Raw genomic sequence first — 19,735 nt, 5'->3', positions numbered from 1 at the left:
GCTGCGACTCAGGCCGGCAGACGCCCGCGCAGCCGTCGAGTGGGCGCGACTCGTGCCGGAGATCGACACGAATCACTCGTGCTCGCCGATTTCGGACGTGCCGTGCACGCCCACCCGGGACCTGCTCGCCCGGTTTGTCACCACGCTTACTTGCGACGCTCGATCACGAAGTTACCGACGTTGACACCCAGGTCCACGCCCTCGCCTGTGCCTGCCAGCGCGAGCGAGATATCGCCCTTGGTGACCACCTGTGCGGTGCTGGACTTCACGACGCCCGCATGCGCTTCGGCAGCGGCATAGGTGCCGAACAGGTCGTTGAGGCTATAGGCACCGCTGAAGGTGCCGCGGCCGCCGACAATCTTGGATTTACCGACGGTCAGGCCACCGCCTTTGCTGGAGATCTTGACCGGAATGACCGCACCGTTATCGCACTTGATGGTGCCGGTACCGCTGGCGGTCTTGTAGAACACCGACCAACCGGACAAGTTGAACGACAGCTGGCAATCGATGTTGCCGGCGGCCTGCGCCTGCGGCGCCAGCGTGGCGGCGCCGAGCAGCGCGATGAGCGAAAGTGACTTGATCATGTGAGCAGTGCCAGTGGTGGACGTGGCGCGAGACTAGCAGCGCCGATGTGGCAGCCGCGACAAGATTTCAGTGCGGCGGATGCGTTTGTTCAGCGGGGTCTTAGCTAGCCTCGACATGGCAGCAGAGCTGCCGCCTGCAGCCGCGCCATGGGATGATTACCGCATGCCACGCACCGTCTACAGCCTGCTCGTCAGCGCACTGCTGCTGCCCACCCTCGCCCATTGCGGCGAGGCAATTCCCACCCAGGGTTACGCGGTCGTCAGGACCTATCCGCACGACACCGCTGCCTTTACCGAAGGCCTGTTCTATCTGGACGGGCATCTCTACGAGAGCACCGGCGAGCTGGGCCAGTCCAGCGTGCGCAAGGTCGACCTGGACAGCGGCAACGTCCTGCAGCAGGTCGACACGCCGCCGCCTTTCTATGGCGAAGGCATCGTGGCCTGGAAGGACCGCCTGATCCAGCTGACCTGGCGCAATCAGCGCGGCTTCGTCTACGACCTGGCCACGCTGGCACCGCGTACCCAATTCACCTATTCCGGCGAGGGCTGGGCGCTGACCAGCGACGACCGCCAGCTCTACATGAGCGACGGAACGGCCAACATCCGCCGGCTGGACCCGCTGAGCCTGAAACAGATCGGCACCATCCAGGTCACCGCCCGCGGCAAGCCGCTGGACAACCTCAACGAGCTGGAATGGGTCAAGGGCCAGTTGCTGGCCAACGTCTGGCTGACCACGCGCATCGCACGCATCGACCCCGCCAGCGGCAAGGTCATCGCCTGGATCGACCTCAAGGCACTGGTGCCAGACCCCGACACCTTGACCGACCCCACCAACGATGTCCTCAACGGCATTGCCTACGACGCCGAGCACGATCGCCTCTTCGTCACCGGAAAGCGCTGGCCGAAGATCTACGAGATCACGCTGGCTCAGTAGCCGGGATTGGGGATTTGGGATTGGCAGCAGCGGGCTGGCAGGGCATCTGTGCGGCCGTGCTTGTACCAATCTCGAATCACGAATCCCCAATCTCGAACCGATCGGCATCCAGCATCGCGGGAAAACGGGCGCGGTGCTCGGCCAGCGCGGTGGCGCTGATGGTGGTGGTGACCACCTGCTCGCGTTCGCGGATTTCCACCTGCGGCTGGCCAAGGAAATCGATCACCGCGCTGTCGCCGGCGTAATGCAGTTGGTTACCATCGATGCCAATGCGGTTGACCGCTGCCACAAAGCACAGGTTTTCGATTGCGCGTGCGCGCAGCAACGTCTTCCACGCATAGGCGCGGGCGGACGGCCAGTTGGCGACGAACAATTGCAGATCGAAATCCAGCTGCCCCGGGCGCTCCACATCGAAGCGGTTGCGGCAGAACACCGGGAAACGCAGGTCGTAGCAGACCTGCGGATTGATCCGCCAGCCCTTCCATTCCACTGTCAGACGCTCGCGCCCGGCCGCGTAGCGCAGATGCTCGTTGCCGAAGCGGAACAGGTGGCGCTTGTCGTAATACTGCAGCGCCCCGTCAGGCGTGGCCCAGAGCAGCCGGTTGAACACACCGGCATCAGTGCGCAACTGCACGCTGCCGGTGACCACCGCACCCAGGCGTGCGGCTTGCGCGCGCACCCACGCCACGGTCGGCCCGTCCATCCCTTCGGCCTTATCGATGGCGTCATTGGAGAACCCGCTGGTGAAGGTTTCCGGCAGGATCACCAGATCGGTCCGCCCGACCAGCGGCTCCAGCAGCGCAGCGTAATAGTCGCGATTGCCGGCGGGGTCATGCCAGCGGGTGTCGCCTTGGATCAGGGAGATGCGCAGGTCGTTCATAGAGAGGCGGGATCTGGGAGTCGGGATTGGGGATTCGAAACAGCGGGTGTCGGGCGGCTTGGTGCTATCGGTTTCGTATGGATTCAAAGCGACAAACAGCGCGCCGCCGTTGCCAATCCCGAATCCCGAATCCCCGCTCGTTAGAGCCTTTGCAGGCGCTCGATCGCCGCATCCAGCGTCGCATCGTTCTTGGCAAAGCACAGCCGTGCCAGGCGCTGCCCTGCAGGCGCGTTCTCGTAGAACGGCGACAACGGAATCGCGGCCACGCCCTTCTCGATCGTTAGCCACTTCACGAATTCGGTATCGGGCAGATCGCTGATGGCCGAGTAGTCCACCAACTGGAAGTAGCCGCCGGGCACAGGCAACGGCTTCAAGCGCGTGGTCAGCAATTGTTCGCGGAACCGGTCGCGCTTGGCTTGATAGAACGCGCCCAGTTGCTCGTCGTGTTCGGGTTCGTCGCGGATCATCGCAGCGAAGGCGTGCTGGGCCGGACCGAAGCTGGTGAAGGTGTTGTACTGGTGCACCTTGCGGAATTCGGCGGTGAGCGCCGGCTGCGCGATGGCGTAGCCGATCTTCCAGCCGGTGCAGTGGTAGGTCTTGCCGAAGCTGGAAATCACGAATGCGCGCTCGCGCAGTGCCGGCCAGCGCAGCACCGATTCGTGCCGGTGGCCATCGAACACGATGTGTTCGTAGACCTCATCGGACAGCAAAAAGATCTCGGTGCCGCGCAGCAGTTCGGTCAGCGTGTGCATGTCCTCGGCCGACAGCATCGCGCCGGACGGGTTGTGCGGCGAGTTGATCATCAACAGGCGCGTCCTGGGCGTGATCGCGGCGCGCAGCGCATCCCAGTCCACCGCAAAAGTCTGCGGGTGCAGCGCTACGTGCACCGCCCGCGCGCCGGCCAGATCGATCGCCGGCTCGTAGCAGTCGTAGGCCGGGTCCAGCACGATGACCTCTTCGCCGGCTCGCACCACCGCGTGGATGGCGTTGAAGATCGCCTCGGTGGCACCGCTGGTGACGGTGATCTCGGTGTCGGCATCGACCTGCGCGCCATAGCAGCGCTGCGCCTTGCCGGCGATGGCCTGGCGTAACGTGGCCACGCCGGTCATCGGTGGGTACTGGTTGTGGCCGGCCGCCATGGCCTTGCTCAGTTCGTCGACCAGCCGCTGCGGCACCGCGAAATCGGGAAAGCCCTGGCCCAGATTGACCGCGCCGTGCTCGGCCGCCAGCTGCGACATGACGGTGAAGATGGTGGTGCCCACCTTGGGCAGCTTGGTCGTGAGGGGCATGGTGCCTGTCCGGACAAGAAACGGGGGGACCGCGAGTGTACGCAAAGCCGCCAGCAGGTTGCGCCCGGACGCTGCAAAACAGCGTTCCCTGACACACCGCGGCGCCTGCAGCGCTGCCGCCGACGTCCCCGGCATGCCACCATCGTCGCTACAATGCGCGCCCGGTCCGGCGCGTGCCTGCCCCCGGCCCTTCCCCATGCCGTCCTGCGACCCGAGCCCGCTGCACCGATGATCGAACCGCTGCACACCGCACCGCCGCTGCTGGCGGCGCACGCCCTGGCCTTCAGCCGCAACGAGGAGCCGGTGTTTGGCCCGCTGGATTTCCATGTCGATGCCGGCGAGGCGCTGCTGGTGCAAGGCGACAACGGCGCCGGCAAGACCACGTTGCTGCGCGTGCTGGCTGGCCTGCTGCATGTGGAGCGCGGGCAGATCCAGATCGATGGCAAGACCGCCAAGCGCGGCGACCGCAGCCGCTTCATGGCCTACCTCGGCCACCTGCCCGGCCTGAAGGCCGACCTCAGCACGCTGGAAAACCTGCACTTCCTGTGCGGCCTGCACGGCCGCCGCGCCAAGCAGATGCCCGGCAGCGCGCTGGCGATCGTCGGCCTGGCCGGTTACGAAGACGCACTGGTGCGGCAGTTGTCGGCAGGCCAGCGCAAGCGGCTGGCGCTGGCACGGCTGTGGCTGTCGCCGGCGCCACTGTGGTTGCTGGACGAGCCGTACGCCAACCTGGATCTGGATGGCATCACCCTGGTTAACCGAATGATCTCCGCGCATCTGCGCGGCGGTGGCGCGGCGCTGGTCACCACGCATGGTGCGTATGCAGCGCCACCGGTGCGCACGCGCATGCTCACGCTGGAGGCTGCGGCATGAGCACGCATTCGCCGCAACCGTCGCTCTGGCAGGCGGCCCGCGCTCTGCTTGCCCGCGACCTGCAGCTGCTGTGGCGGCGCCGCAGCGATGCGTTGCAGCCGGCATTGTTCGCGCTACTGATCGTGGTGTTGTTCGCGTTGGGACTGGGCGGCCGCCCGGACCTGCTCGCGCAGGCTGCACCGGCGGTGTTGTGGCTGTCGGTGTTGCTGGCTGGCCTGCTGTCGCTGGATGCCTTGTTCCGCAGCGATGTGGAAGACGGCTCGATGGAGCAATGGCTGCTGGCACCGGTGCCATTGGCGTGGTTGATCGCAGTGCGCGTGCTGCTCCATTGGGCGACCAGTGCGTTGCCGCTGATTGCAGTGACGCCGCTGCTGGGCGAATTGCTGCACCTGCCGCATGACCAACTGCCGGTGCTGCTGGCATCGTTGGCGCTGGGAACGCCGCTCCTGAGTCTGCTCGGCGCTGTGGTTGCGGCACTGACGGTGACGATGAAACGCTCTGGTATTCTCGTCGCGTTGCTGGCGTTACCGTTGTACGTGCCGGTGCTGGTGTTCGGTGCCGGCAGCGTGGCGGCCAGCGGACAAGGGCAGGATGCGGTGGGTGCGTTGTTGTTGTTGGGCGCCGGATTGGTGATCGGTGTGGTCCTCGCACCGCTGGCTGCAGCGGCCGCGATCCGCATTTCGTTGAGTTGAGCGCTGCCGTCGATGCATGGTCGATAGCACGCCCCACACAACGCGTTGTTGCTGTTTCGAGAGCCAATGCCATTCCAAAGGCTACTGCCATCGCATGAACGTCGTCGTCCGCTGGTTCCACCAACTCGCATCGCCCCCGATCTTCGACCGTTTTACTGCGCGCTGGGCGCCGTGGTGCTACGCGCTGGCCGCGTTGCTGCTGGGCGTGGGCATCTGGCAGGCCTTGTTCGCGGTGCCGGCGGATTACCAGCAGGGCGACAGCTTTCGTATTCTCTACATCCATGTGCCGAGCGCGTGGATGAGCCTGTTCGTGTTCGGGCTGATGGCGCTGTATGCGGCCATCGCCTTGATCTGGCGCATCAAGATCTGCGAGATCCTGGCGATGGCGTGCGCGCCGATCGGCGCTGCGTTTACCGTGATCACCCTGCTGACCGGCAGCATCTGGGGCAAACCGATGTGGGGCGCCTGGTGGGACTGGGACCCGCGCCTGACCACCGAATTGATTCTGCTGTTCCTGTATCTGGGCGTGATCGGCCTGTACCACGCCATCGACGACCGCCGTCAGGCGGCGCGCGCGGCGGCGTTGCTGGCCATCGTCGGGGTGGCGCTGCTGCCGGTGATCCGCTATTCGGTGGTGTGGTGGAATTCGCTGCATCAAGGCCAGAGCATTCGCCTGCTTGGGCCGTCCACGATCGATGCAAGCATGCTGCTGCCGCTGTGGTTGATGGTGATCGGCACCAAGTTCTGGTTTGTCGGGTCGCTGCTGACGCGCGCGCGCGCCGACAACCTGCGTCGCGAGGCCGGCAAGGCCTGGATCGTGCGCGATGCGCCGGAGAGTGCGGCATGAACTACCTGCCTTACGTCATCGCCGCCTATGCGGTATTCGTGCTGGTGCTGCTGTGGGACCTGATCGCCGGCCGTTGGCAGGTGCGTCGCGCATTGAAAACCGCCCAGGCGCGCCGCCTGCGCGAGCGCAAGCGCGCGGTGCCCGGCGATGCGGAGCTGATCCGGTGAACCCGCAACGTCGCCGCCGCCTGTGGCTGGTACTGGCGTTGGTGCTGGCCGGCGGGTTGGCAACCACGCTGGTGGCCATGGCCTTGCAGCGCAATGTGGCCTACCTGTACACCCCTTCGGAAGTGCTGCGTGGCGATGCCGGCGCACATTCCCGCTTCCGGCTTGGCGGCATGGTCGAAAAAGGCTCGTTCAAACGCGCCTCCGGCGCATTGGAAGCGCAATTCCGCGTCACCGATGGCGATGCGCAATTGACCGTCAGTTACGACCGCATCCTGCCGGACCTGTTTCGCGAGGGGCAGGCCGTGGTGGCCACTGGCCGCATGCAGAACGGCATCTTCGTCGCCGAAGATGTGCTGGCCAAGCACGACGAAACCTATATGCCGAAGGAAGTGGCCGACAAGATGGGCAGCGCGCATCGCAAGCACGATGTGCCAGCCGCGGCCGGTCAAGTTGGAGAGCGGCAGTGATGCCGTGCATCAGGACATCGGCATGCCGGCAGGCAGGTGGCTTGCGCGGTGCGTGCGCAGGTAATGAAGTCACCGCGCGTGGGCAAGCAGGTGCAACCGCTGCAGGAATGCGGACTCGGCAGTGCACTTGCCGTTGTGGCACCGGCCCACGCTCGACAACGCGCCGGCCCGATGCTTCCTGAACTCGGGACGTTCCTGCTGGTGCTGGCCCTGCTGGTGGCGCTGGTGCAGGCCGTGGTGCCGCTGGCAGGCGCACAGCGCGGACGCAGCAGCTGGATGGCCGTGGCGCGACCGGCGGCGCTGGTGCAGCTGGCACTGATCGCATCGGCCTTCGCCGTGTTGACGCACGCCTTCTTGGTGCAGGATTTTTCGGTGCGCTACGTCGCCGAAAATTCCAACAGCCTGCTGCCGGTGATGTACCGCTATTCGGCAGTGTGGGGCGCGCACGAAGGCTCGCTGCTGCTGTGGACGCTGGTACTGGCGTTATGGACCGGCGCGGTGGCGCTCTGGTCGCGGCAGCTGCCCGCGCACGTGATCGCGCGGGTGCTCGGCGTCATGGCGCTGGTAAGCATTGGGTTTCTGGCCTTCCTGCTGTTTACCTCCAACCCGTTCGCGCGGTTGTTCCCGGTGCCGCTGGAAGGTGGCGACCTCAATCCGCTGCTGCAGGACCCGGGGCTGATCGTCCATCCGCCGATGCTGTATTGCGGCTACGTCGGCTTTGCGGTGCCGTTCGCGTTCGCCATCGCCGCACTGCTGGAAGGCCGCATGGATGCGCGCTGGCTGCGCTGGACGCGGCCGTGGACCAATGTCGCCTGGTCGATGCTCACCGTCGGCATCGCGCTTGGCAGCTGGTGGGCGTACTACGAGCTGGGCTGGGGTGGCTGGTGGTTCTGGGACCCGGTGGAGAACGCCAGTTTCATGCCGTGGTTGGTGGGCACCGCCCTGCTGCATTCGCAGGCGGTGACCGAAAAGCGCGGCAGCTTCGCCAGCTGGACCTTGTTGCTGGCAATCGCCGCCTTCGCGCTGTCGCTGCTGGGCACCTTTCTGGTGCGCTCGGGCGTGCTGACCAGCGTGCACTCGTTCGCGGCCGACCCGTCGCGTGGGCTGTTCATTCTGGTCTTCCTACTGGCCGTGGTCGGTGGTTCGTTGCTGCTGTATGCGTTGCGCGCGCCGCTTCTGTCGGTGGTGGACGATCCGCGTCGCGCATTCGCCGGCAGCTCGCGCGAAACCTTGTTGCTGTTGAACAACCTGTTGCTCACCTGCGCCTGCGCAATGGTGTTGCTGGGTACCTTGTATCCGCTGCTCGCCGATGCCTTGGGGCTGGGCAAGCTGTCGGTTGGGCCACCCTACTTCGGCACCTTGTTCGTGGTGTTGATGGCGCCGCTGGTCGCACTGTTGCCCTTCGGCCCGCTCACCCGCTGGCAGCGCGAACAGGCTTCGCGGCCGATGGCGATGCTGGCGCCGTGGGCGGGTCTGGCGGTGGCGGCCGGCGTACTGGCCTGGTTCGCCGCGCCGCAGGGACAATTGAAAGCCGCCTTCGGTGTCGCCGGTGCAGCCTGGGTGCTGCTGGGCACCACGCGCTTCCTGTGGACGCGACGGGCGGCCAAGGGGCGCAAATTCACTGCCGAGATGCTCGGCATGGTGCTGGCGCACCTGGGCGTTGCGGTGTTCCTGTCCGGTGCCATGCTGGTGGAGGGATTGAGCCTGCAGCGCGAAGTGGCGCTGGCACCCGGGCAACAGGTGCAGATCGGCCGCTATGCACTGCATTTCGACCGGATCGAAGAACGGCGCGGGCCCAATTACGTGTCCGACCGTGCCAACCTGCAGGTATTCAAGGACGATGCCCCGGTAGACGCGCTGCATGCCGAAAAGCGCCGTTACGCCAGTGGCGGCCAGACGTTGACCGAGGCGGCGATCCGCCCTGGTCCGTTTGGCGATCTGTATGTCGCCCTTGGCGAACCGCTGGGCAATCAAGCCTGGGCGGTGCGTGTCCACCTCAAACCGTTCGTCCGCTGGATCTGGCTGGGAGCGTTGCTGATGGCGCTTGGCGGCCTGGTGACCGCGGCCGACCGGCGTTTTCGTCGTTCTCCGGAGATCCAAGATGGTTGAGTCACGTTCGCCCCGCCTGCCCACTGCGGTTCTCGTGGGCGCCATCGTGCTGCTGCTCGCCCTGGCAGCGCTGCTGGTCTATGCGGTGGTGCGCTCCGGTCAGGACGATCGCGATGCCCTGCCCTCTGCGCTGATCGGCAAACCAGCGCCGGAATTCGCGCTGCCGTTGCTGCACGACCCGGCCATCGTGGTGCATGCGCGCGAATTGCGCGGCGCGCCATACATCATCAACGTGTGGGGCAGCTGGTGCCCGGCCTGCCGCGAAGAACACCCGGTGCTGAGCCGCTTCGCCCTGACCAAACGCGTGCGCGTGATCGGCTACAACTGGAAGGACGAGCGCAACGATGCGCTGCGCTGGCTCGAACAACTCGGCAACCCGTATCTGCTTGTGGTCGCCGATCAAGATGGCCGCACCGCCATCGATTTCGGCATCGCCGCCGCGCCGGAAACCTTCTTGGTCGACGGGCGTGGCGTGGTGCGCTGGAAGTACAGTGGCATGCTGACCCAATCCATCATCGACACCCAGTTGATTCCGGCGCTGAGCAAGATCGAGCGTTCCCCCACTGCCGCACCGGACCTGCACGCCAAACGATGACGCGCACCTGGCTGCTCCTGCTGCTGTTGCTACCCTGGCTGGCCGTTGCCCAGCCGGTCGGCGACCCGGCGCCGCTGCGCTATGCATCGGCCGAAGAGGAGGCGCGTTTTCATGCACTTACCGCCGAGTTGCGCTGCGTGCAATGCCAGAACCAGTCGCTGGCCGATTCCAACGCGCAAATTGCGCAGGACTTGCGCCGCGAGGTGCTGGCACTGATGCACGAAGGCCGCAGCGATGCGCAGATCCGCCAGTTCCTGGTCGCGCGCTATGGCGAGTTCGTGCTGTACCGTCCGCGTGTGGAGTCGCGCACCTGGCTGCTATGGTTCGGTCCGCTGCTGGTGTTGCTGCTGGGCGCGGGCGCCGTTGTGCTGGTGGTACGCAAACGCAGCGTGGCCGCGCCTGCCATGCCTGCCGATGAGCAGGAGTGGTGATGGCCGGCTTTGTCATCGCGGGGATCGTGATTGCGCTGCTGGCCTTCGGCGTGGTGGTGCGCCCGCTGTGGCGCGAGGCGCGCGGCCTGGCCGCAAGCGTGGCAGTGTTGCTGCTGGCCGCGAGTGCGGCGTTGTACTGGCTGGTCGGCACGCCAGGCGCCATCACCCAGCCGACCAATCGCCCGGCCACGCCACGTTCGCTGGATGAAGCCATCGTGCAGCTGCGCGCGGCGCTGGCCAGTAACCCCGAACAGGCCGAAGGCTGGGTGTTGCTGGGGCGCTCGCTGTCCAGCCAGCAGAAATTTGCCGAAGCGCGCGATGCCTTCGCACGCGCGGTGGCACTGCGTCCGGACGAAGCGGACGTGCTGGTCGCCGCGGCGCAGGCGCGCATGCTTGCCGACGACAGCGGTCGCCCGGATCCGGAAGCCATGCGCCTGCTCGAATACGCGCTGGCGGTGCAACCGGACCATCAACGCGCACGCTGGTTCCTGGGGGTGGTGCAGCGCCAGGCCGGTGAGCCGGCCAAGGCCAGTGCGACATGGGAGCCGCTATTGCGCGTGGTCGATGTCGCAACCCGCCCTGGCCTGCTCGAACAGATCAATGCAGCCCGACAGGACGCCAAGCTCGAGCCGATCCAGGCACCGGCTGCACCTACCGCCGCTGCAGCGAGCGACAAACGCATCCAGGTGCGCGTGACGCTGGATGCCGAATTCGCCAAGCGCGCCGGATTGTCCGGCGACACCAGCGTGTTCGTGATCGCGCGCGCGGCCGACACGCCGATGCCGGTGGCGGTGGAAAAACACGCGCTGAGCGAGCTTCCATTGACCATCATGCTGGACGATGGCGACAGCCCGATGCCTACGCTGGACAAGGTACAGCTGCTGGCCCGGCTGTCGCGCAGCGGCAACGCCATGCGTCAGGCCGACGACGTGGAAAGCGCACCGGTGACGATCGCACTGCCTGCGGACGCGCCAGTGGAGCTGGTGATCGGCCGCTGATGGCGTGTTGCGTCTCATTGCGACGCTTCGGCGCAGTGCCGCATAAGAATGCCAAACACCATCTGCGCCAGCCTGACGGCTGCGCAGGAGTTCTGTTGGTCGCTCCTGGTCGGTTGCGATGTTCAAATCATCTGTACCGACCATCTCGACCGGCCCTTGCCTGCTCACCGTCGCGGCACGGATGTCGCTCAGGCGCTTGCAAGGACGCATTGCAGCGTTCCGCGCTGGTGGGCATGCAAGGGTCTTGCAGCCAAACCGCAGGTCTGCCGCCCTGCAAAGTGGCATCACGCAGCGCATGGCTTCCAGCCAATTCCGGATTTCCCATTCCCATCCTGCACACTGGCGCGTGCCATGGCAGATAGAATTGGCCCATGACTGAATTCATCCCCGCCGGCACGCTGTACCACGCCCTGCCCTCACCGTTTCCGATGAAACGCGGCGGCGTGCTGCATCAGGCACGCGTGGCGTACGAGACCTGGGGCACGCTGGCAGCAGACCGCAGCAATGCGATCCTGATCGTCACCGGCCTGTCGCCTAACGCGCACGCGGCGGCAAACCAGGCCAACCCAGAGCCGGGCTGGTGGGACGCAATGCTAGGGCCGGGCAAGCCGATCGATACCACACGCTGGTTCGTGGTGTGCGTCAATTCGTTGGGCAGTTGCAAGGGCTCGACCGGGCCGGCTTCGGTGAACCCTGCCACCGGCTTGCTGTATCGCCTCACCTTTCCGGACCTGTCGATCGAAGACGTGGCCGACGCCGCAGCCGATGTGGTACGCGCGCTGGGTATCGCGCAGCTGGCCTGCCTGATCGGCAACTCGATGGGCGGCATGACCGCGCTGGCGCTGTTGCTGCGCCATCCTGGCATCGCGCGCAGCCACATCAATATTTCCGGCAGCGCGCAGGCATTGCCGTTTTCAATCGCAATCCGCTCGTTGCAACGCGAGGCGATCCGGCTGGATCCACACTGGAACGGCGGCCACTACGACGATGTGCGCTACCCGGAATCGGGCATGCGCATGGCGCGCAAGCTCGGCGTGATCACGTATCGTTCGGCGCTGGAATGGGACGGCCGTTTCGGCCGCGTGCGGCTGGATTCGGAGCAGGCGGCCGATGATCCGTTTGGCCTGGAATTCCAGGTGGAAAGCTACCTGGAAGGCCACGCACGTCGCTTCGTGCGCTTCTTCGACCCCAACTGCTATCTGTATCTGAGCCGCTCGATGGACTGGTTCGACCTGGCCGAGTATGTCGATGACGAACCGGCCGCCAACGTCGGCATGGACAGCCCCGGTGCAGCTGCCCTGCCCGCCTCCGCCAAGCCGGAGACCGGCATCTCGACCGCCGCAACCGTGCTCGCCGGGCTGGCGCGGATTCGCATCGCGCGTGCGCTGGCGATCGGTGCCAACACCGACATCCTGTTCCCGGTGCAGCAGCAGGAACAGATCGCCGACGGCCTGCGCGCCGGCGGCGCCGATGCGCAATTCATCGGTCTTGACTCGCCGCAAGGCCACGACGCGTTCCTGGTCGATTTCGCCCGCTTCGGCCCAGCGGTGAGCGACTTCTTGCAGGACTGTTGAGCTCCTTGACCCTCGCTCTGCGCTGCCGAATATCCTCCGATGTTGCTGCAATAGGACGACCATCACCGCTGCTTTGCCGGCTGAGCAATTGATGCGTTATAGACGCGCAGACCGCACCGGCAAGCCAAACCATCCGACAGAGCTATGCCAATGCGCTATCAAGGACGTCTCAGCGACTGGAATGATCACAAGGGCTTTGGCTTCGTCACGCCCCATGGTGGTGGCGACCGTGCATTCGTCCATATCAGCGCATTTGCACAGAAGACGCGTCGCCCGCGCGATGGGGAGATCATCACGTATGCAATCGAACGCGATGCGCACAAGCGCCTGAATGCCACGCAAGTGCGTTGGGCAGACCGTACCACCGCCGCCAGAACCGAACAGCGTCGCAGCGGGTTGCCGCGCAAGACGCTGGCTGCGGTGTCGATGCTCGCCTTGACGGCAGCCACGCTGATGCACGCGGTACCGGTGATCGTACCGCTCTGGTACGCGGCGGCCAGCCTGGTCACGCTGCTGATCTATGCGATGGACAAATCGGCCGCGCAACGCAATCAATGGCGTACACCCGAATCCAGCTTGCACCTGCTGGCGCTGATCGGTGGCTGGCCAGGTGCATTGCTGGCGCAGGACATCCACCGGCACAAATGCAGCAAGGCGGCGTTTCAGCTGACGTTCTGGCTCACGGTTGCGTTGAACGTCGGCGCGCTGGTGCTGGCGGTGACCGGGACCGATCTGATGGCCTCGCTTCCGGTGCTGTTCGATTGACGCGACCAACAGCGTGCGGCCAGGTGATCAATGCGCATCCCGCGACCACGTTCGAGGACCGCAGCGATTGGCTATGCGTTCTGATCGAGCAGTTCCAGCGTTCCCTCACGCATCCGGTAATGCCGTTGCACGACACCGCGCGGTAGCGCGTCGTGGGTGATCATCACCAGCGAGCGTTCGCCGAGTGCGGCGGCCAGGTCGAGCAGCAGCGCGTCGGCGGTATCCACGTCCAGACCATCGGTGGGTTCGTCGAGCAATAGGATCGGGGCATCGCGCAGCAGTGCCCGCGCGAGGGCAAGCCGGCGCGCCTGGCCGGCAGACAGTGTGGCGCCGTTTTCGCCTACCCAGGTGTCCAGGCCGTTGTTCGCACTGGCCCACGCGCCCAGACGCACCTGCTCGAGCACCTGCCACAACGCGGCATCGTCGGCAGTGGCGTCGCCGATGCGCAGGTTGTCGCGCACGCTGCCGGCAAACACCGGCGCATTCTGGGGCAGCCAGGCGATACGCTGGTGCCATTGCGCCTGTGCGACGTCACGCAGGTCGATGCCGGCGTAGCGCAGCTGCCCGGCCTGCGGATCCCACAGCCGCAGCAACAACGCCGACAATGTGCTTTTACCGCTGCCGCTGTCGCCGCTGATGGCAATGCGCTCGCCCGGCGCCAGGGTCAGATCGAGCGCATGCAGCACCGGGCGCACGCTACCGGGCCAGGCAAACGACAACTGCTGCAATTGCAGCGTACCAGTGCGCGGCACGTCGATTGCGTGCGTCGGATCGCCGACCGATGGCGCTTGATCGACGATGGCCTGCAGGCGCCCGGCGGCAACGCGCGCGCTTTGCAGCGCCTGTAACGCCAGCCCGGCACCGGCCCAGACTTCCAGCAACGCCATGGTCAAAAACACCAGGCCTGCAGCCAGTTCGGCGGCGATCAGCCCGCCTTCGGCCGCGCCAAGTGCCAGCCACAGCATGCCGGCCAGCCCCAGCCCGCCGCAGAGCGCATGCAGCAGGTTGCCGGTGATCAGCCGTCTGCGCTGGATGCAATCGCCGCCGGTGACCGCGGCGGCCGCGGCGTCGCTGCGCTGCAGCCAGGCGCCCTGCGCATCGACCGCAGCAAGGTCGGCTGCGCCCTCCAGGCCTTCGAATGCCTGCGTGCGCAAGGTGGTGCGCTGCTGCGCACGCAACTGCTCGCGCTGCGCGCCGCCGCGTGCCACCTGCCACGGCACCAGCCCACCGATCAGCACGCCGAGCACCAGCAACAAGCATGCAGCGGGAAGATAGATCAGTGCAGCGGCGGCGACACCGCCCAGCCAGATGCCGAGCAACGCGACCAGCGGTGCCAATGCGCGCACGCTGAGGCCGTCGACCTCGCCGATGTCGGACATCAGCCGCGCCAGCAGATCGCCGGTGCGGGTGGCCGACAATCGCCCGGGCGCCAGCGGCAAGGCGCGACGAAAGAACCACACCCGCAGATCGCGGGCGATGCGCAAGGTGGCATCGTGCCCGATCAACTTTTCGCCGTAGCGCGACACGATACGCGCGAAGGTCAAGGCGCGGATGCCGGCCGACGGCGAGAAGAAATTGAAGCCGGTCCCCATACCGGCAACGCCTGCCAGCGCAGCGGCGGTCAGGAAGCTGCCGGACAAGCCCAGCAGGCCGACACCGGCAAGCATGGTGACCAGCACCAGCACTGCCGACAACAGCAGACGCCAGGCATGCCGACCGAACACATCGCGCAAACGATCAGGCTGGGCGCGGCTCATGGTGCCTCCACCGTGACCGTCGCGCCGCGCAGATCGATCACCGTGTCGGCCCAACGCATCGCCGCAGCGCTGTGCGTCGCCAGAACGACCGCACGGCCGCGCGCAAAGATGCCCAGCGTACGCAGCAATTCCGCTTCGGTGTCCGCGTCGAGAAAGGCGGTGGGTTCGTCCAGCAGTAACACATCCGGCTCGCGCAACAACAACCGCGCCAACGCCACGCGTCGGGCTTCGCCACCGGACAAACCAAAGCCACGCTCGCCGATCACCGTGTCCAGGCCAGCCGGCAAGTGCGTGGTAAAGCGCAGCACTTGCGCCGCCTCGGCCACCGCATGCAGGCGCGCATCGTTGGCCTGCGGGTCGCCCAGGCGCAGGTTGTCGGCGATGCTGCCGTGAAACAGGTAGGGCCGCTGCGTGGCATATCCAATGCGCGCACCCGGGCGCACGGCCACGCTGCCCGCCTCGGGTGCAAGCCAACCAGCGAGTCCTTCCAGCAGCGTGCTCTTGCCGCTGCCGCTGGCGCCGATCACTGCAACGCGCTGCCCGGGCTCCAGCGTCAACGCAAACTCCTTGACCATCACCTGCGGTGCGCCGGCAGGACGCAGTGCCAATCGACGTGCCTGCAACAAGGGCGCATGCGCTTGTGCTGGCTCCAGGGCACGTGCGGGTAGCGCACCGGTGTCTGCAACAGCAGGCGGCTGGAAACCCTGCAGCAACCGCTCGGCCTCGGCCACTGCAGCCAAGGCGTTTGCGCGGTCATGGTAATGCGCGGCCAGGCGCCGCAGGGGCGCGAAGAATTCCGGCGCCAGCAAGAGGCAGAACATGCCCGCGCCCAGCGACGGCATACCGTGCAGATGGAGCATGCCCAGATAACTCAAACCGAAGTACAGCGCCACGATCGCCACGCTGACGGAGGCAAAAAATTCCAGCACGGTCGACGACAGGAATGCGATACGCAACACTTTCAGCGAGCGCTCGCGCACGCCCTCGGCAGCGGCGGCAATGCCCTGCAACTCAGCCTGGCCGCGGCCATACACGCGCAGCAATCCCAGGCCCTTGAGGCGATCGGCGAAATGCCCGCCCATGCGCGCCAACTCGCCGAGTTGTTCGCGCCCTGCGGCCTCGGCGCCCCACCCCACCAGCATCATGAAGAACGGAATCAGCGGCGCGGTGAGCAGCAACACCAGCCCGACCACCCAATCGACCGAAAACACCGCGATCAGGATCAGCGGCGGCACCAGCAACATTTCGATGCGCGCGAGCTGGTAGCCGACGAAATAGCCTTCCAGTGCATCGGTATGCGCCAGGCTCAATTCGCCCAGTTCGCCGCTGCGCTGCCGGCGCAACCATAGCGGTCCGTGCTGCGTCAGGCGTCTGGCAATGCGCGTGCGCAGTTCGCGTTTGGCCACGTCGGCCACTCCACCGGTCAGCGATTGCGCCCAGGCGTTGAGTAGTGCGCGCCCGATCAGCGCCAGCAGCAAGCCCGCGCCCACGTTGCGCAATTGCGTCAACGCCAGGTGCTGCACCAGCACCGCCTGTACCAGCCAGGCGATCGCAGCCGATTGCACGAGCAGCAACACACCCGACAACGCCACCGCAACCCCGGCAAGCCGCCGCGCACGCGTGGCCGATGCGGCAAGCGCATCCAGCCACTGGCCGCGTTGACGGCGCCGGGCGGGCGTTTCGCTGGCTTGCACGCTGGGCTGGCCCACGTCGCTCTTCTGAAGACTGCGCATTGCACGCGATTGTAAGTCGCCGCCTCCCGGTCGGGGGATAGACAGTGTGACGCACCTGTCCGGGGCCGCATTGATTTGGATCAACGCGGCCGACGCGATCGCGGCAGATGATCGCCACATTCCTTACCGCCCCTCAACCAGGCCCACCCGCCATGATCGACTCGACAGTTGTCGAACTGTCGCGGCTGCAGTTCGCAGTCACCGCGATGTACCACTTCATCTTTCCGCCGCTCACCATGGGTCTGTCGTTCCTGCTGGGCATCATGGAAAGCGTCTACGTCATGACCGGCAAGCAGATCTGGCGGCGCATGACCATGTTCTGGGGCGTGCTGTTCGGCATCAACTTCGCCATGGGTGTCGGCACCGGCATCGTGATGGAGTTCGAGTTCGGCATGAACTGGTCGTACTACAGCCATTACGTGGGCGACATCTTCGGTGCGCCGCTGGCGATTGAAGGACTGATGGCTTTTTTTCTGGAGGCCACGTTTCTGGGGCTATTCTTTCTGGGCTGGAATCGCCTGAGCAAGGTGCAGCACCTGATCACCACCTGGCTGGTGGCGCTGGGCAGCAATTTCTCCGCGTTATGGATCCTGATCGCCAACGGCTGGATGCAGAATCCGGCCGGTGCGGTATTCAACCCGGACACCATGCGCATGGAAGTGGTGGATTTCGTGGCGGTGCTGTTCAACCCGGTGGCGCAAGCCAAGTTCGTGCATACCGTCAGCGCCGGCTACGTGCTGGGTGCGGTGTTCGTGATGTCGATCAGTGCGTTTTACCTGTTGCGCGGCAAGCATATTGAGATGGCACGGCGTTCGTTTGCGGTGGCCGCAGCGTTCGGTCTGCTGTCGTCGCTGTCGGTGGTGGTGCTGGGCGACGAGAGCGGCTACGCCGCCAGCGAACACCAGAAGATGAAACTGGCCGCCATCGAAGCGATGTGGGAAACCGAAGCTGCGCCGGCCGACTTCACTGCGTTCGGCATTCCGAACCAGACCACCCATCGCAACGATTACGCCATCAAGATTCCATACCTGATGGGCTTGATCGCCACGCGTTCGCTGAACGAGCCGATTCCAGGCATTCTCGAATTGGTCGGCCGTGCCGAACACCGCATCCGCGGCGGTCAAATCGCCTATGGGGCACTGCAACGCATCCGCGCCGACAAGAACGACGCCCAAGCGCGCAAGGTTTTCGATGCGCATTGGCAGGACCTGGGCCACGGCCTGCTGCTCAAGCGCTACCGCGACGATATCGGCAACGCCACGCCGGAGCAGATTGCCCAGGCCGCGATGGACACCGTGCCACGCGTGCTGCCGCTGTTCTGGACCTTCCGCATCATGGCCGCCATCGGCATGTATCTCATCGCGTTTTTCGCTGTCGCCTTCTGGTTTGCCTGCAAGCACAACTTCCAGGAAAAACGCTGGTTCCTGACCTTGGCCCTGTGGACGTTGCCGCTGCCCTGGATCGCGATCGAATGCGGCTGGTTCGTTGCCGAATACGGCCGCCAGCCGTGGGCGGTGGAAGGCGTGCTGCCCACGTTCTACGCCGCCTCGGGGCTGGATCTGTACGAGATCGTGCTGACGCTGGTGGGCTTCACCGCGCTGTACACCACGCTACTGGTGATTGCGATCAAGTTGTCGCTGAAGACCATCAACAAGGGCCCGGATGCGCTGTTCCCGCCGATGCTGCCCAACGCATTGCGCGTCGCCCCACACGAGCATGCCCCGCAAGACCACGCCCCGTCGCGTCACGCACCGCTGAGTTCCGGTGCCGTGGCCGGCAGCGCACCGTAAGCGAAGGAGAGACATCATGGATTTCGTATTGCTCGATTACACAACCCTGCGCGTGATCTGGTGGCTGCTGCTCGGCGTGCTGCTGTCCGGTTATGCGGTGATGGGCGGCTTCGATCTTGGCGTGGGCGCACTGCTGCCGTTCGTCGCCACCAACGATGCCGAACGCCGGCTGGTGATCAATACCGTCGGCCCGGTCTGGGAAGGCAACCAGGTGTGGTTGATCCTGGGCGGCGGCGCGATCTTTGCCGCGTTCCCGCCGTTGTATGCAGTGAGTTTCTCCGGGTTTTATCTGGCGATGTTCCTGATCCTGTTCGCGCTGATCCTGCGCCCGGTCGGTTTCAAGTTCCGCGGCAAGCTGGCGAGTGCACGCTGGCGCAGCAATTGGGACTGGGCGCTGTTCGTCGGTGGCTTCATTCCGGCGCTGATCATGGGCGTGGCGGTCGGCAACGTGCTGCTGGGGGTGCCGTTCCATTTCGACGACAGCATGCGCACGTTCTACACCGGCAACCTGTTGGGGCTGCTGACGCCGTTCGCGTTGCTCGCCGGCTTGCTCAGCGTGGCGATGCTGCTCGCGCATGGCGCCGCGATGCTCGTGCTCAAGACCGATGGACCGGTGGCCGAGCGCGCGGCACGTTTCGGCGGCATCGCTGCGCTGTGTGCGCTGGCACTGTTTGCAGCAGGCGGCGCATGGGTGGCGCTGGGTCTGCCCGGCTATGCGGTGACCTCGTTGCTGGCCACAGACGCGGCCACCAACCCGCTCGGCAAGACCGCTGCGCTCACCGCCGCGGGCGGCTGGTTGCACAACTACAGCAGCATGCCGGCCACATTGGTGGCGCCGCTGGTGGGCATGGTCGGGCTTGCGATGAGCGCGATGCTCTTGCGCATGCGGCGCGGCGGCGTGGCCTTCATCGCTTCCGGCAGCGCCATCGTCGGCATCGTGTTCACGGTGGGCTTTGCGTTGTTTCCGTTCCTGCTGCCCTCTTCCAGCACGCCGAGCGCGAGCCTGACGCTGTGGGATGCATACAGCAGCCGTCTGACGTTGTGGATCATGTTGCTGGCCACTGCCGTGTTCATGCCGATCGTGCTGGCGTACACCAGCTGGGTGTATCGCGTGCTCAAGGGCAAGGTCACCGACGATGCGGTCACGGCCAATCCCAACGCCTACTGAGCGCCGCGGCAGCGATCGCAGTGCCTGCGCTGCCGTTGCCGCACCGCGCGTCACCATCTTTTTCAACGACTCGAGGAGCACC

19 protein-coding genes are annotated in these 19,735 nt (G+C 65.7%); 14 read left to right on the top strand and 5 right to left on the bottom strand.

Annotated features, from left to right (window positions below):
• Positions 1–146: 146 nt before the first annotated feature.
• Positions 147–584: a hypothetical protein gene (locus J7367_RS06575; RefSeq protein WP_003487019.1), complete on the bottom strand. Its 438-nt coding sequence runs from the start codon at positions 582–584 to the stop codon at positions 147–149.
• Between the two features lie 163 nt (positions 585–747).
• Here J7367_RS06575 and J7367_RS06570 point away from each other — a divergent pair, with 163 nt between their 5' ends.
• A complete protein-coding gene (locus J7367_RS06570; RefSeq protein ID WP_279627083.1) occupies positions 748–1,518 on the top strand; it encodes a glutaminyl-peptide cyclotransferase in 771 nt (256 codons plus the stop codon).
• Positions 1,519–1,594: 76 nt separating this feature from the next.
• On the opposite strand, the gene J7367_RS06565 is transcribed toward J7367_RS06570, so the two are convergent.
• Together J7367_RS06565 and J7367_RS06560 are read right to left on the bottom strand one after the other, a co-directional pair.
• Positions 1,595–2,398, bottom strand: coding sequence for an amidohydrolase (locus tag J7367_RS06565; RefSeq protein ID WP_007964633.1), 804 nt, complete (start codon positions 2,396–2,398; stop codon positions 1,595–1,597).
• A gap of 140 nt (positions 2,399–2,538) precedes the next feature.
• Positions 2,539–3,687: a pyridoxal phosphate-dependent aminotransferase gene (locus tag J7367_RS06560; RefSeq protein ID WP_057661535.1), complete on the bottom strand. Its 1,149-nt coding sequence runs from the start codon at positions 3,685–3,687 to the stop codon at positions 2,539–2,541.
• A gap of 228 nt (positions 3,688–3,915) precedes the next feature.
• Between J7367_RS06560 and ccmA the strand changes: the two genes are divergently transcribed.
• The 11 genes from ccmA to J7367_RS06505 all read left to right on the top strand — a co-directional run bounded on the left by ccmA (position 3,916) and on the right by J7367_RS06505 (position 13,205).
• Positions 3,916–4,560, top strand: a complete 645-nt coding sequence (ccmA, locus tag J7367_RS06555) for a heme ABC exporter ATP-binding protein CcmA (RefSeq protein ID WP_008573812.1) — start codon at positions 3,916–3,918, stop codon at positions 4,558–4,560.
• A complete protein-coding gene (gene ccmB, locus J7367_RS06550) occupies positions 4,557–5,252 on the top strand; it encodes a heme exporter protein CcmB (RefSeq protein WP_003487009.1) in 696 nt (231 codons plus the stop codon). Before ccmA ends, ccmB begins: the two co-directional genes overlap by 4 nt.
• Before the next feature lie 94 nt (positions 5,253–5,346).
• Positions 5,347–6,099 (top strand): heme ABC transporter permease CcmC, encoded by a 753-nt coding sequence (gene ccmC / locus J7367_RS06545; protein ID WP_007971022.1) that lies wholly within the window; start codon positions 5,347–5,349, stop codon positions 6,097–6,099.
• On the top strand, positions 6,096–6,266 hold the full coding sequence (ccmD, locus tag J7367_RS06540) for a heme exporter protein CcmD (protein WP_022559269.1): 171 nt from the start codon (positions 6,096–6,098) through the stop codon (positions 6,264–6,266). The genes ccmC and ccmD overlap by 4 nt, the downstream gene beginning before the upstream one ends.
• The gene (gene ccmE, locus J7367_RS06535) at positions 6,263–6,733 is read left to right on the top strand and encodes a cytochrome c maturation protein CcmE (protein ID WP_042675285.1); all 471 of its coding nucleotides are present in this window, start codon (positions 6,263–6,265) and stop codon (positions 6,731–6,733) included. The genes ccmD and ccmE overlap by 4 nt, the downstream gene beginning before the upstream one ends.
• A gap of 171 nt (positions 6,734–6,904) precedes the next feature.
• Positions 6,905–8,842 (top strand): heme lyase CcmF/NrfE family subunit, encoded by a 1,938-nt coding sequence (locus tag J7367_RS06530; RefSeq protein WP_057661590.1) that lies wholly within the window; start codon positions 6,905–6,907, stop codon positions 8,840–8,842.
• Positions 8,835–9,437, top strand: a complete 603-nt coding sequence (locus J7367_RS06525) for a DsbE family thiol:disulfide interchange protein (RefSeq protein WP_017157799.1) — start codon at positions 8,835–8,837, stop codon at positions 9,435–9,437. Before J7367_RS06530 ends, J7367_RS06525 begins: the two co-directional genes overlap by 8 nt.
• Positions 9,434–9,868 (top strand): cytochrome c-type biogenesis protein, encoded by a 435-nt coding sequence (locus tag J7367_RS06520; protein ID WP_057661533.1) that lies wholly within the window; start codon positions 9,434–9,436, stop codon positions 9,866–9,868. The genes J7367_RS06525 and J7367_RS06520 overlap by 4 nt, the downstream gene beginning before the upstream one ends.
• The gene (locus tag J7367_RS06515) at positions 9,868–10,866 is read left to right on the top strand and encodes a tetratricopeptide repeat protein (protein ID WP_057661531.1); all 999 of its coding nucleotides are present in this window, start codon (positions 9,868–9,870) and stop codon (positions 10,864–10,866) included. Before J7367_RS06520 ends, J7367_RS06515 begins: the two co-directional genes overlap by 1 nt.
• Positions 10,867–11,237: 371 nt before the next feature.
• Positions 11,238–12,440: a homoserine O-acetyltransferase gene (locus J7367_RS06510; RefSeq protein ID WP_057661528.1), complete on the top strand. Its 1,203-nt coding sequence runs from the start codon at positions 11,238–11,240 to the stop codon at positions 12,438–12,440.
• A 150-nt stretch (positions 12,441–12,590) separates the two neighbouring features.
• Positions 12,591–13,205 carry a DUF1294 domain-containing protein gene (locus J7367_RS06505; RefSeq protein ID WP_022559274.1) on the top strand — a complete coding sequence of 205 codons (615 nt, stop codon included), beginning with the start codon at positions 12,591–12,593 and terminating at the stop codon, positions 13,203–13,205.
• A 71-nt stretch (positions 13,206–13,276) separates the two neighbouring features.
• Here the strand turns inward: J7367_RS06505 and cydC are convergent, their stop codons facing one another.
• Both cydC and cydD read right to left on the bottom strand, forming a co-directional pair.
• A complete protein-coding gene (cydC, locus tag J7367_RS06500) occupies positions 13,277–14,962 on the bottom strand; it encodes a thiol reductant ABC exporter subunit CydC (RefSeq protein WP_057661525.1) in 1,686 nt (561 codons plus the stop codon).
• A complete protein-coding gene (gene cydD / locus J7367_RS06495) occupies positions 14,959–16,695 on the bottom strand; it encodes a thiol reductant ABC exporter subunit CydD (RefSeq protein ID WP_057661523.1) in 1,737 nt (578 codons plus the stop codon). The genes cydC and cydD overlap by 4 nt, the downstream gene beginning before the upstream one ends.
• 152 nt (positions 16,696–16,847) lie before the next feature.
• Between cydD and J7367_RS06490 the strand changes: the two genes are divergently transcribed.
• Positions 16,848–18,485 carry a cytochrome ubiquinol oxidase subunit I gene (locus J7367_RS06490; RefSeq protein WP_057661521.1) on the top strand — a complete coding sequence of 546 codons (1,638 nt, stop codon included), beginning with the start codon at positions 16,848–16,850 and terminating at the stop codon, positions 18,483–18,485.
• 16 nt (positions 18,486–18,501) lie between these two features.
• Entirely contained in the window at positions 18,502–19,653 is a 1,152-nt protein-coding gene (gene cydB / locus J7367_RS06485) for a cytochrome d ubiquinol oxidase subunit II (protein WP_057661519.1), read from the top strand.
• Positions 19,654–19,735 lie beyond the last annotated feature (82 nt).

This window comes from Xanthomonas sp. D-36-1 (assembly GCF_017746155.1).
In the GTDB taxonomy this organism is placed as follows: domain Bacteria; phylum Pseudomonadota; class Gammaproteobacteria; order Xanthomonadales; family Xanthomonadaceae; genus Xanthomonas; species Xanthomonas cissicola.
Note: the sequence above shows the minus strand (reverse complement) of the source record. Positions and strands in the feature narration are given on the sequence as shown.